This is a genomic window from Aurantimonas litoralis, assembly GCF_026153195.1.
GTDB classification, from domain to species: domain Bacteria; phylum Pseudomonadota; class Alphaproteobacteria; order Rhizobiales; family Rhizobiaceae; genus Aurantimonas; species Aurantimonas coralicida.
The window spans coordinates 26015-38014 of the sequence record NZ_JAPFBM010000015.1; the positions used below are offsets into that span (position 1 = coordinate 26015).

General features: G+C 64.5%; 12 protein-coding genes. 7 read left to right on the forward strand and 5 right to left on the reverse strand.

All coding sequences use genetic code 11. The features are described from left to right. Nucleotides 1-22 precede the first annotated feature (22 nt). On the forward strand, nt 23-628 hold the full coding sequence (locus N7I30_RS20620; RefSeq protein WP_230789089.1) for an undecaprenyl-diphosphatase: 606 nt from the start codon (nt 23-25) through the stop codon (nt 626-628). Between the two features lie 277 nt (nt 629-905). Here the strand turns inward: N7I30_RS20620 and N7I30_RS20625 are convergent, their stop codons facing one another. Genes N7I30_RS20625 through N7I30_RS20635 form a run of 3 tightly spaced genes read right to left on the reverse strand, consistent with a single transcriptional unit; the run spans nt 906 to nt 3044 of the window. Further along, entirely contained in the window at nt 906-1712 is an 807-nt protein-coding gene (locus tag N7I30_RS20625) for an undecaprenyl-diphosphate phosphatase (RefSeq protein ID WP_230789221.1), read from the reverse strand. A 37-nt stretch (nt 1713-1749) separates the two neighbouring features. Further along, nucleotides 1750-2445: a methyltransferase family protein gene (locus N7I30_RS20630; protein ID WP_228241654.1), complete on the reverse strand. Its 696-nt coding sequence runs from the start codon at nt 2443-2445 to the stop codon at nt 1750-1752. Then, nucleotides 2442-3044, reverse strand: coding sequence for a DedA family protein (locus N7I30_RS20635; RefSeq protein WP_228241656.1), 603 nt, complete (start codon nt 3042-3044; stop codon nt 2442-2444). The genes N7I30_RS20630 and N7I30_RS20635 overlap by 4 nt, the downstream gene beginning before the upstream one ends. A gap of 306 nt (nt 3045-3350) precedes the next feature. Here N7I30_RS20635 and N7I30_RS20640 point away from each other — a divergent pair, with 306 nt between their 5' ends. From N7I30_RS20640 to qatD, 6 genes are all read left to right on the forward strand, one after another. Further along, nucleotides 3351-4040: a response regulator transcription factor gene (locus N7I30_RS20640; protein WP_370195758.1), complete on the forward strand. Its 690-nt coding sequence runs from the start codon at nt 3351-3353 to the stop codon at nt 4038-4040. Between the two features lie 31 nt (nt 4041-4071). After that, nucleotides 4072-5397: a sensor histidine kinase gene (locus N7I30_RS20645; RefSeq protein ID WP_230789095.1), complete on the forward strand. Its 1326-nt coding sequence runs from the start codon at nt 4072-4074 to the stop codon at nt 5395-5397. A 510-nt stretch (nt 5398-5907) separates the two neighbouring features. Continuing rightward, on the forward strand, nt 5908-7893 hold the full coding sequence (qatA, locus tag N7I30_RS20650) for a Qat anti-phage system ATPase QatA (protein ID WP_498640946.1): 1986 nt from the start codon (nt 5908-5910) through the stop codon (nt 7891-7893). Nucleotides 7894-7896: 3 nt separating this feature from the next. Beyond that, nucleotides 7897-8778: a Qat anti-phage system associated protein QatB gene (gene qatB / locus N7I30_RS20655; RefSeq protein ID WP_230789098.1), complete on the forward strand. Its 882-nt coding sequence runs from the start codon at nt 7897-7899 to the stop codon at nt 8776-8778. After that, nucleotides 8775-10160 (forward strand): Qat anti-phage system QueC-like protein QatC, encoded by a 1386-nt coding sequence (gene qatC / locus N7I30_RS20660; protein ID WP_230789100.1) that lies wholly within the window; start codon nt 8775-8777, stop codon nt 10158-10160. The genes qatB and qatC overlap by 4 nt, the downstream gene beginning before the upstream one ends. Beyond that, the gene (gene qatD / locus N7I30_RS20665; protein ID WP_230789224.1) at nt 10144-10899 is read left to right on the forward strand and encodes a Qat anti-phage system TatD family nuclease QatD; all 756 of its coding nucleotides are present in this window, start codon (nt 10144-10146) and stop codon (nt 10897-10899) included. The genes qatC and qatD overlap by 17 nt, the downstream gene beginning before the upstream one ends. Before the next feature lie 349 nt (nt 10900-11248). Here the strand turns inward: qatD and N7I30_RS20670 are convergent, their stop codons facing one another. Both N7I30_RS20670 and N7I30_RS20675 read right to left on the reverse strand, forming a co-directional pair. Further along, entirely contained in the window at nt 11249-11404 is a 156-nt protein-coding gene (locus N7I30_RS20670; protein ID WP_188078005.1) for a hypothetical protein, read from the reverse strand. Between the two features lie 104 nt (nt 11405-11508). Continuing rightward, nucleotides 11509-12000 (reverse strand): EipB family protein (locus tag N7I30_RS20675; RefSeq protein ID WP_498640947.1); only part of this gene is annotated, 492 nt, incomplete at its 5' end.

Consider the following 12000-nt stretch of genomic DNA (forward strand, 5'->3'; position numbering starts at 1 on the left):
CTACTAGGACAATGAGGGATCCATGCCGACGACATTTGACCTTTCGATCTACAGCGCTGTTCATGATCTAGCCGCCGCTCCCCTCGCGCCGCTGGAGACGTGGGTTGCGCAATGGGTGATCTTCGCTGTGCCGATCGTATTGATCGGCCTCTGGATCCGGAATGACGTTTCGGATCGCAAGGCAGGGATCCGGGCCTGCATCTCCGCGGCGGTCGCTTTGGCGGTCTCCGGCATCGTCTCGTTTTTCGTGTTCGAACCGCGACCCTTCATGATAGGTCTGGCCGGCAACGTGCTCGATCATGCGAGCGACAGTTCGTTTCCAAGCGATCATGTGGCCATCATGGCTGCGGTGGCCGCAACGCTCGCGCTGTGCGGAAGGGTCCAGCTCGCAGCGCTCACGACGGCGGCGACGTTGCTCGTAGCATGGTCCCGCGTGGCGATCGGCATTCACTTTCCGATCGACATTCTCACTGGCGCCGGGGTCGGAATCCTGGCCGGCGCCGCCGTGAGCGTCCCAAGAATCGAGCCGTTCATTGAGTTCGTTCAACGGCTCGTTGAAGCTGTTTCGGCCGCCTTGGGAATCGACAGGCTCACAGCGGCATTGCGCCGAACTCCCGTCGATAAGTAGTAGGCTTGCTGTCGAGCGAATCCTACCCAGGAACTGATCGCGTTTCACAGACCTGATAGCTCGTCAGCCAGAAAGAAAGCAGATCCGGGACGAATGGGCTGTTCAGGCTCGTACGGGATCGGCGCGTTCTGGCATCACGCGCCGAACTCAGGCCTGATGCTCGCTTAGATCTTGGCCCCTGTACCCGACGTAAGTGCTCCATGTTCACATGCGGGTAGCTGACGGCTGGCTGCTTGATGCCGATCGACCTCTGCGCCTTCAATGAGGCATTGCGTCGTCATCCGGCCATCCAGAGCGCAACCAGACCAACAGTGCCCACAGCTATCCGCCAGTATGCAAACGGCGCGAAGCCATGCCGAGACACGAAATCGAGGAGCAGACGCACCACGACTACGCCGGTCACGAACGCCGCAAAGAAGCCCACTCCGATCTGGGCTGCATCATCGGCGGTCAGCAAATCCCGATTCTGAAAAAGATCATAGGCGAACGCGCCCGCCATCGTCGGCATGGCGAGAAAGAACGAGAATTCCGCTGCCGAGCGCTTGTCGGCGCCCATCAAAAGTGCTCCCGCAATCGTCGCTCCGGAGCGAGAGACCCCGGGGACCATCGCCAGACACTGAAAGATTCCCACCTTCAGGCAAAGCGGCAACGGGTATCGCACGATGTCAAAATATCTTGGTTGCATGGTCAATCTGTCGATCGCGAGAAGCGCGACGCCGCCCAGGATGAGCGTGATGCAGATCAGTATCGGAGAGTCGAACAGTACTGTCTTGATGAAGTCGTGCGCGAGAACGCCGACGATAGCAGCGGGTAGGAAAGCAAGAAGAATTCCGGTAACGAAGTGCTGGACCCTGCGATCGCGAGGCAGATCGATCAACATCTGCCAGAGTCTCCTGAAATATACGCTGACCACCGCCAGCACCGCCCCTAATTGGATCAGGACCTCGAACGTGTAACCATTGCTCTCGAAGCCGAGGAAGTGACCGAGAAGCAGGAGATGGCCGGTCGAGGAGACCGGAATGAACTCTGTCAACCCTTCCACAACGCCAAGCGTCAGGGCGAGTAATAGATCAAACATCTGAATACCTTGTCGATGCAGATTACTGGGTGCCCCGTCCAGATCAAGGCAAGTGCACGAGCACCGGGAGATAGCCGGACGTTTGTAGCCAGTCGATCGCCTCGAAGAGCGGCACGACCGCCGCGAAGGCTAAGCCGTCAACAAGGGTGCGTAGGAAAAGCTCGGGCCGCGTCCGGAGCCATTCAGCATCGCGCCAGTTCCGCAGGCGCGGGCCAAACCTCGGTACGCGGGAAACGTAGGATTGATACGCGGGGCCGAAGCAGCGGGCGAGAGCAGCTTCTTCGATAAGCACGACAGGACGGAAGACGGCAATTGCCAGGGCCGCGAATAGGACCGCAACGGAAATGCTGCCGCTCTGGGCGCCCACGCCGGCGGCACCGATGAACGAGAAGAGATAGAGGGGATTTCGACTGACGGAGTAAGGGCCGAGATCGACAAGCTCCGCTGTCTTGCGTCCACCTATGTACAGCGTACACCACGAGCGCCCCACGACGCAGAGGGCAATCAGCGCGAGCCCAAGAATCTCGACCGCCTCGTGCGCCATGCCGCTCACCGGCCATGTCGACTGGATGAACGGAAGAAGTGCGGCGGCGATCGCGCAGCCGAAAGCCAGAACCTGCTTTCGAATTCGTTGGACCTTTCCCAGGCCATGCCCCGCCCTGGCGGCCTCGCTAGGAACGGCGGGGTCCGGGAAGGGAGCACCTTCGCCTGCGGTCTTCGAGGGGGCTTCCGTCATCATGTCCTGCGTCCTCGAAACGTGACGACGCGATAGATGTACCAAAGGACGAACAGCCCGATCACGACGTTGGAGACTGGGTTCACCCAGTTGGACACCCTCTGGTACTGGGACTCGAGAAAGTAACCTGCCCCGGCGAGGAAAGCGGTCCAGATGACCGTGCCGAGGATCGTGTAGAGCAGAAAGGGGGTGAGCGGCATTCCGGCGACACCTGCGGGAACCGAAATCAGTGTCCGCACCGCGGGTATAAGACGACCGATGAAGACGGCCATGCCGCCGTGGCGATGAAACCAGTTCGAAGCTTGATCAACCTCCTCGGGCGTGATCGTTAGCCATCGGCCATGTCTGGAGGCCCAGCGCTTGAGCCTTTCGGCGCCAATCCACTTGCCTATGTAGTACCAGAGCAGTGCACCCAGGAGCGAGCCGATCGTACCGGCAATGATGATCGCGACGATATTGAGATCCCCCCGGGCCGCCGAGAACCCGGCGAGCGGCATGATCAGTTCCGAGGGGACAGGCGGAAAGACGTTCTCGGCCAACATGAGAAGTGCGACGCCGATGCTCCCTGTCCGCTCCACCAGCGCAACGATCCAGTCAAACATCGGCTTCGGTTCCCCGTCGGGCTGTCGCGCCCATTATCGTCTCAGCCGCCAGCGAAGTCGGCTGTCTCGTGTGAAGCGGGCTTCTGGCGATCCCCCGAAGCAATCGTTCACACCCACCCTCGCGGGAGAAGCTGACGGCATCCTGACGAGGTAAGGTGTTCCGTGATAATGATGGACCTCAGAGCGTTCTCGCCGTTCGCTCCCGCGGCGACGGGGAACCTTTCGTCCGCGTCAGAGTGCGGTCAGGATGAGGAGGCAGCTTGGGGTCAAGGCTGGTCGAGCGACCTGTCGACCAAGGACGCGTCGATGAAGATCCTGCTGCTTGAAGATCATTCGGCCATGCGCGAGATCATTTCCGATTATCTCATTCAACGTGGGTTCGTGGTTGACGCGGTTGCGCAGGGAGACGCGGCTCTCGCCGCAGTGGCGACAGGATCCTATGATGCGATGGTACTGGATCTCGGGTTGCCTGATATGGACGGCATGGAAGTCCTGTCGCAGATCAGGGCGTTTACGGCTGATCGGCTGCCGGCCCTGATCATCACCGCACGCGACAGTTTGGAAAGCCGCGTGGAAGGCCTGAACTCCGGCGCCGACGACTACATTCTGAAGCCGTTCGAGTTGCTGGAATTGGAGGCGCGGCTGCGCGCCGTGCTTCGCCGCCCGGGTCAACGGGCCTCGTTCACATACACCTGCGGTAGCCTGACGTTCGACGCGACAGCGCGGCACGCGCTTGTCGACGATGTTCCGCTCGAACTTTCACGTCGAGAGGCAGCCCTTCTGGAGGTGCTCATGCGCGGCGCGGGCCGCATCGTGGTAAAGGATGCGCTGGAGGATCGCCTCTACTCGTTTGATCAGGAGGTTACCAGCAACGCGCTGGAGGCATCCGTTTCTCGCCTGCGAAAGAAGCTGGCGGTGGCAAAGGCTGGAGTGCGGGTCGAGACCGCGCGCGGAATCGGCTATCGGATCGTTCCTGGAGATGACCTTGGGACGTGAGTATAGTCTGCGTCGCCGCCTGGTCGTCGCGATGTCTCTGGTCTTCCTTCTCGGCGTCGGGGGCTCGGCGGGGTATTATTACTTCGAGGCTTACGCGGTCGGCGACGACCTCCACGAACGAACGCTGCAAGGTCAGGCGCGAGAGTTGATTGACGCCATGACGCTCGCCGGCAACGGGAATGTCCGTGTGAACATCGCCCCCGGATCGGCAGCCTTATACGCCTCCAGCGCCTCGGGGTTTTACTACACGCTCTACGACGGAGCGCAGATGCCGATCGCATCGTCCTCGAACCTTTCCGCTCCGCTTCCCCTTATCGAAGCTCCCCCATCGGGGAGCTTCGGACCGCTGCGCTTCGTTGGGGCAATGCCGGATCCTATGGCAACCCTTTCGGCGGGAGCGCCTGATCGCCACACCTTGGTTGTGGGCCGCAGCGACCCCGATGACGACGCGCTTGCCTTCAGCCTGATTGAGGAGGGGGCGGAAGGTCTTTACCTCGTATTGATGCCATTCGCACTCATCTCGCTCCTGATCATCTGGGCGGTCACGGATTGGAGCCTTCGTCCCGTCGCGCGCGCCTCAAAGGACGCGAGCCGCATCGGGCCAGCGAACCCATCCGCCCGTATCGCCACCCAAGGCTTGCCGAACGAAATCCAACCCTTGGTCGCCGCAGTGAACGGTGCGCTCGAGCGCCTGGCCGACGCCTATACGAAGGAACGACGGCTCACTGCCGACGCTGCACACGAACTGCGCACCCCGTTGGCCGTCCTGAATCTTCGCCTCCAGCAGGCGAAGATCAGAAACGTCATGGACTGGCCGAAGATCGAAGGCGAGATCGCGACGATGAACAGGCTCGTCAACCAGCTCTTGGATCTTGCACGTAAGGAAACCTCGGCGCATTCCAACGTGGAGACAGGGATGGTCTCCGTCAACCTTTCAAGGATTGTGCGTGAAGCGGCGGCCATGGTCCTTCCGCTAGCCGAAGAGGCGGGCCGGGAAATCGAGATCGACGTCCCGGATACTGTCGTGATCAGGGGTATTTCAGACGATCTGCGCGACATGGTCCGCAACCTCCTGGATAATTCCCTTGTCCACGGGTGCGGCACTGCGCGTGTGCGTATCAAGACAGACGCGTCTCCGGATAAGTTCATATACGTCGATGTCGAGGACGAAGGGCCGGGGCTGTCGGGAGCTCTGGGTGAAGACATCTTCACCCGTTTCCGAAAAGGCCGTCCCAGCTCACCAGGTGCAGGACTTGGTCTCGCCATCGTGAGGCAGGTAGCCCGCAATCACGGTGGTGATGCCACTTTCATCCAGGGTGCCTCCTGGCGCATCCGGATTTCTTTGCCGGCGATTTAATTAGTTCATCAGAGGCGCGGGAGGACGTCGGGTCGCATACGCTTTCGCGGACCAGAACCGCGTCCTTGGGCTCGGTTCCGAGGGCCGCCAAAGCCCAACCCGTGGCAATGATGCCAATGACGATCTGCTTCCAGAAAATGATTGCTCGAAGAGCCTTCAATTTTCCGGACGCCCCTCGCAAATCGGAGAAATTTTCCGATTGGAACCCCCGAACGACCGCCAACCATCCGTGGAGCAAACGTGACGAGGGCATAGCCCTTTCGGTGATCTGGCTCGACGGCGCCGCCGACGTGGCGACCCGCCGGGCCGCAGGCGAGGCTGTGAGCCGGACGACGCGCGGATCGGCCCGGTCGGCCCCCACCGGGTGGTCCATCCCGAGGGGACCTTCGATCAGACTCGAGCCAATCGCCCGTCGGCGTGACAAGACCGTGCGCCGACTTCCACAACCTCCACGATCGCGGATAGACTTCCAACGCGAGCGACCGTCGAATCGGGGGGGGGTGAATAGGCATGTCGGATGACGAAAAGCCCCTTGGTTACATCGTCGACCAGGAGACGCGCGTCGATCTCCTGCGCAACGAGGCCATCGCCAAGGTCGTCGTCAAACTCATCCGGTCGCGCGCCGATACGTCGGTGACGATCGGCGTCCACGGCGACTGGGGCGCGGGCAAGTCGAGCGTCCTCAACATGATCGAGGCGGAGTTCGAGGAAGGCGCCGGACCCGCAGCGGGCGACAGTCTCTGCATCCGCGTCAACGGGTGGGAATACCAGGGATTCGAGGACGCCAAGATCGCCCTGATCGAGAGCGTCGTCACCCAGCTCGTCGAGAGCCGCGGCACCTACGCCAAGGTCAAGGAAACGTTCGGGCGTGTCAGGGACAGCATCGATTGGTTGAAGGCGACCAAGCGGATCGGCGGCCTCGCATTCGACTTGGCCACCGGGCTTCCCGTGGCGACCATCGCGACGGTGGTCGGTTCCGCGATGTCGGCCCCGGGCGAGTTGATGACGCGTGAGAACGCCGAGGCCGCCGCCGCCGAGGTGAAGGGGGTGCTCAAGGAGGGAGGTGCCCCGTCCAAGACCGTGCCGCAGGAACTGAACGAGTTCCGCGCGGCCTTCGCGCAGCTCCTGTCCGACGCGAAGATCCGCCGCCTCGTCGTGCTGGTGGACGACCTCGACCGCTGCCTGCCGGAGACGGCGATCCAGACGCTCGAGGCGATCAGGTTGTTCGTCTCGCTGCCGAAGACGGCGTTCGTCGTCGGGGCCGACGAGCGGATGATCGAGTACGCGGTCCGCCAGCATTTCAAGGACCTGCCCGACGAGGAGGCCTACCGCGGATACCCGCGAGCCTACCTCGAGAAGCTGATTCAGGTCCCGTTCCGGATCCCGTCCCTCGGCGAGGCCGAGACACGCATCTACGTGACCATGATGCTCGTCGGCTCCCTCGTCGACGAGAGCGGCGATCCGTTCACGCGACTCCTCGAAAGGGCGCGTGCGCGGATGTCTGAACCCTGGAAGCGCGTCGCGATCGAGGATTCGGACCTGCGCGTCGCCTTCGGCGAGCACGTCCCCCCGGAGGTGGCTGAGGCCGCCGCGACGGCAGCGGAGATCAGTCCGGTCCTCGCCCAGGGCACGAAGGGCAATCCCCGTCTCATCAAGCGCTTCCTCAACGCCCTGATGCTCCGCCTCGCGATCTCGGACGCCCGCGGGTTCGGGGACGCGATCAAGCCCGCAGTCCTGGCCAAGATCATGCTCGCCGAACTGTACCTGCCCACGACCGTCTTCGCCCACATGGGCGCGTCGGCCGCGGCATCGGACGACGGGCGATGCGTCGAGGTCGCGCAGATGGAAAGCGCGGTGCGGAAGGGTCGCGAGCAGGCGGCAAGCGACGGGAACGACGACGATGTCGACGGGCCGGAAGTCGCGGAAGGCCCTCCCGGCGAGGGAGGCCTTGTCACGGCATGGACGACCGATCCGGACATTCTTCGCTGGGCTGCCGTGGAGCCCGCGATCGGCTCCCTCAACCTGCGGCCCTACCTCTTCGTAGTGAATGACCGCCACAGCTTCGTCGAGGGCGCGAAGCCGATGTCGGAAGAGGTCAGGTCGATCCTCGACCGCCTCTTGGCCGGCGGCATGCAGGCCCGCGGGCCTCAGGCGAAACTGAAGTCGCTCAAGGGCGCCGAGGTGGAGCTGGTCTTCCGCGGGTTGAAGTCAAAGCTCTTGACGGAGAACACGTCGGGGAAGGCGCCTGCCGTCGTCGAGGGCCTCCTGGCGCTCGTCGCCGCGCACCCTGCCTACGAGTTGCGCCTGGTCGAGACGGCGGAGCAGATCGCCCCGAAGAAGCTGGGCGGCTGGGCGGCCACGAAGTTCGACGTCGGCGTGACGACGCCTGCCGCCCGAGCCCGGCTCGCGGCCCTGAAAGCGAAGTGGACCCGGGAAGGTTCCGAAGCGCTCAAGAGGGCGCTGAAGCACGTTCCCGTCGACGGCGGCGCGGAGTGACGGATGGGAACCTCGACACCCTTCGCCGGCCCGAAGAACGGCAACCCGCTCCTTCCCTCCTGGCTTTCGGGAGCTGACGGCCAGCCCGAAGGCGCGCCGCCGCCCGCCGACGGAGCGGACGAAGGGCCGGACGCCGCAGGCGACCGGAACGCGCGCCGGGACGCAGTTGCCGGCCCCCCAGAGCCGCCGCCGAACGCCTACTTCCGTCCCGGCCGGACGCTCATGAACCGGCACCTGCGCGGTGGCGGCAGCAAAGACCGGGGACATGTCGCCCGCGCCCTCGCCTCCTACGTCCGGCAGGGAGCGGGAGGCGCGGCGACGGCGGGTCGGCGCGCGGCCACGTCGAGCGGCGGTGCCGCCGGGCGGCTGGCCGACCTGCTGTTCGACGCGTCCCGGGACGGCATCAGGGAAGTGATCCGCAGGCTCGATCTCGGCGCGCTCGCGCAGCGCTCGATCCGCGAGATCTATGCCTCGCTCGTCGACGTCGTCTGCGGCGAGGGCGGCGACCTCGACGAGTCGATGAACCGCGACGCCTACATGACGGCGGTGGACGAGCTGTCCGACGTCGATGGCATCGATCTCGAGAGGCCGACGGCCGAGACAATCAACCTCCTGATCGAGCGGTTCATCGTCGGGACGATCGACAACCGACTGAAGAACGCGGTGGCCAATGGGATCGTGCTCCTCCCCGACAGCATCGAGGACGCGGCGTCGGCCGAGGCCGACGTCCGGGACTTCGTCGACGGCGCGGTGAGGTCCGCGATGGCGGGGGTGGGCCGACTGATGTCCGGTGCCGGCGTCCGTTCGGCGATCGAACGGATCTATACAATGGCCATGGGCGTGCTCGAAGGCTACGCCGACGATCCCGACGGAGGCGACGCATGACCAAGTACGTCATCTTCGGACGCCTGGGCCCCGCCGACGCTTTCCGGCCGCCGCGCGCCGTGGACACGGTCGCGACCACCCTCGATCTCCTCGACGCCGCGGGAAGCCTGCGTTTCGGTGTGGACCGCGCCCTGAAGCACCTCGCTGGCTGGCACCTGACTCCCACTGCGGTCGGCATCGACCTGATCACGTTGGCGGCCCACGTCCATGCGGCGGACACGCGGCTGAACCGGGTGCAGGCCTCACAGGACGGGTGGACGCGTGAGATCAGCATCGTCGTTCCCGTCTCCGACGTCGCCGTCTGGGATCGGGCGACCGCCATTCTGGAGCGCATGCTCCGGTTCCTGACCGGCGACCTGTGGGCGGTCCGCTTCCGCCCCCTGCCCCGCTCAGGCCGCCCGCCTTTGTCGCGTCAGCCGAGATCGCGGACACGACATCCGTTCACGGGGGTCTCCCTGTTCTCCGGCGGCCTCGACAGTCTCATCGGGGCAGTCGACGAACTTCACGCGGGCGGGTTTCCGCTCTTCGTCAGCCACGGCGGCGAAGGCGGCGTGAGCGCGCCCCAAGGCAGGCTGTTCCGCGAGCTTGCGGCCCGTCAGGCGGATCACGCGCGTCCGGTCCGGCTCCGCCTGGCCATGACCATCCCGAGCAACCTCGTCGCCGGGATCGGAGGCGAGAACTCCACCCGCGGTCGGTCCTTCCTGTTTTTCGCGGCCGCGGCGTTCGCCGGGTCGTCGTTCGGCCGACCGTTCGATCTCCGGGTTCCGGAGAACGGCCTGATCTCGCTGAACGTGCCGCTCGACGTCACGCGGCTGGGAAGCAACAGCACGCGGACGACGCATCCTTTCTACATCCACCGCTGGAACGAGCTGCTCGCGACCGTCGGCATCCAGGGCCGCGTCGTGAACCCCTACTGGGACCGCACCAAGGGTGAGATGGTCGACGGGTGCGCGAACCCGGCCGCCCTCGAGGCGCTGGCGCCGCTGTCGCTGTCCTGCGCGCACCCGTCGACGAGGCGCTGGTATGCGGGCGACCACGCCCATTGCGGCTACTGCCTCCCCTGCATTATCCGTCGCGCCTCGCTCCTGCGGACGCCGTGGGACGGCAGGGACGAAACCGGGTATGCACTCGACGACCTCACCTCCGAGGTCCTCGATACGACCAAAGCGAAGGGACGGCAGGTGCGAGGCTTCCAATACGCGATCGCCCGCCTTCGGGAGAGGCCGGAACTGGCCGAGACATGGGTCTACAAGCCAGGCCCGCTGCTGGAGGACGCCGCCATCGTGCCAGACCTCGTCGGCGTCTACCGACGCGGCATGGCGGAAGTCGCCGAGGTCCTCGGAGACGTCGAGGCGAGGCCGCTTGATGGTCGCGATGGCTGAGGCCCTGGTCGACTTCCACTGCCACCTCGACCTCTTCCCGGACTTCGAGGAGCTCGTGCGCGAGTGCGACGCGGCGGGGCTCTACACCCTCGCCGTGACGACGACGCCTCGCGCTTGGCGGCGCAACCACAATCTCGCTTCGGCGACCCGACACGTCAGGGCTGCACTCGGCCTGCACCCGCAGCTTGTCGTGGACCACGGGGACGAGATCGCCCTGTTCGAGGCGCTGCTTCCCGAGACACGGTACGTCGGAGAGGTCGGCCTCGACGCCGGACGTGCCCACTTCCGTTCCCTGGAGCGCCAGCGCGAGGTGTTCCGACGCGTCCTAGTGGCGTGCGCGTCTGCCGGTGACAAGGTGCTCTCGGTCCACAGCGTCCGCGCGGCCACGCTGGTTCTGGACATGGTGGAGGCGCACCTACCCCGGGGACGGTCGAACGTCGTCCTGCACTGGTTCTCCGGCAGCAAGGCCGAAGCGCGGCGAGCCGTCGACCTCGGATGCTGGTTCTCGATCAACGCGGCGATGATGCGGTCCGACCGGATGTCGGCCATCGTCAGGACCGTGGTCCCGATCGACCGGATCCTGACGGAGACAGACGGTCCGTTCGCGCGAGAGGGAGACGACGCTGCCCGGCCAGCCGATGTCGGCAGGGCCACCTCAATGCTGGCGTCGTCATTCGGCATTCCCAAGGGCGAGATGGCAAAACGGATCCGCACGAACCTCGCCGCCCTCGTGAGCTGACAGAACGAGGGCCTGTGTCGTAGTTCACAGGGTGGGCGCCGTCCTCGCATCGAACCGCACGTCCACGACGACCCGGTGATGAGGTGGCGCGCCGGCTCGCTGTAGTTGGTCGGGGTGCGCGGTTTCACGTACACGCCCCCGCTCCCCCACGCTGACACGCTGCTGGCTTTCACCGAGCTCGCGACATCGCGGCGACAGGGGAACCGCTCCGGCCGTCCCTCACTCCACGCGAGCACGGCGTGGCCAAGCTCCGCATCGACGGCAAGGCAGGCAGAGGGGTCGTGCGGACGCTGGTGATCGGCCCACGGACGGTCGGCACCTACCGGACGAAGCCCCTGTTGCTACAAGGCTAGGCCGAAGGACGCTCGTTGCCTGTCAGCAGGTCCAGGTCGACCTTTGGATCGTCGACGACGGCCGGAGGTGGTTCGTCGAACGGCTCGTCACCATGCTGCGCAGCCTCAAGATGTAGGGCATAGCAAAGGCCGCCATCGATCTGATCATGCATGGCATCAGATCGTGGGAGTTCACGCTCGCGCCCCCTCTCAACCGCGGGTTTCGGGAAATGGAAGATGCGTGGGCGATGGGGATCGTGTATCAGATTTGCACATTTCACGAGCGATTCCGGCAGTCAGGCGCCGACGCGAGCTCGAGCTTGGATAATGAACCCGAGAACGCGTAGTCGCCGTTGTCGATCATGATGTCGTCCGAAACGCCGTTCTCGTAGAGGATGTAGCTTGTCTGGAACAGCGGCAGGCCGTCCAGTTTGCTGTCGCTGTTGTAATAGGACTCCGCCACCCGCCACCTGCGCATGTCGCGCATTGCAGTGACCAGCGAAGGGCTCCCGTCAGGATTCGCAGGAGCGGGCGGCGTCGCCTCCCCTTGGACGGGGGTGATGATCGCCGTCGTTGTCAGCAGTTTCCCTGCCTCGTTGTCGCCGTCATAGAGACGGGTCTCGACGAAGCTTTCCCCAGCAATCGCCCTGTCGATGAGATCCATCGTGTGCGCTGAGGGAAAGACCGACAGTGGCAGGTCGAACGTTTCGGCACTCGGCTCGGCGATTTCGACACGCGTACGAGTATCCGTATTTGTCGCGCTGCCCCG

What these genes read in the sequence shown, in the direction of transcription:
- N7I30_RS20620 (WP_230789089.1), top strand. Translation starts at nt 23, where the DNA reads ATGCCGACGACATTTGACCTTTCGATCTACAGCGCTGTTCATGATCTA.
- N7I30_RS20630 (WP_228241654.1), bottom strand. Translation starts at nt 2,445, where the DNA reads ATGATGACGGAAGCCCCCTCGAAGACCGCAGGCGAAGGTGCTCCCTTC.
- N7I30_RS20635 (WP_228241656.1), bottom strand. Translation starts at nt 3,044, where the DNA reads ATGTTTGACTGGATCGTTGCGCTGGTGGAGCGGACAGGGAGCATCGGC.
- N7I30_RS20640 (WP_370195758.1), top strand. Translation starts at nt 3,351, where the DNA reads ATGAAGATCCTGCTGCTTGAAGATCATTCGGCCATGCGCGAGATCATT.
- N7I30_RS20645 (WP_230789095.1), top strand. Translation starts at nt 4,072, where the DNA reads ATGTCTCTGGTCTTCCTTCTCGGCGTCGGGGGCTCGGCGGGGTATTAT.
- qatA (WP_498640946.1), top strand. Translation starts at nt 5,908, where the DNA reads ATGTCGGATGACGAAAAGCCCCTTGGTTACATCGTCGACCAGGAGACG.
- qatB (WP_230789098.1), top strand. Translation starts at nt 7,897, where the DNA reads ATGGGAACCTCGACACCCTTCGCCGGCCCGAAGAACGGCAACCCGCTC.
- qatC (WP_230789100.1), top strand. Translation starts at nt 8,775, where the DNA reads ATGACCAAGTACGTCATCTTCGGACGCCTGGGCCCCGCCGACGCTTTC.
- qatD (WP_230789224.1), top strand. Translation starts at nt 10,144, where the DNA reads ATGGTCGCGATGGCTGAGGCCCTGGTCGACTTCCACTGCCACCTCGAC.
- N7I30_RS20670 (WP_188078005.1), bottom strand. Translation starts at nt 11,404, where the DNA reads ATGCATGATCAGATCGATGGCGGCCTTTGCTATGCCCTACATCTTGAG.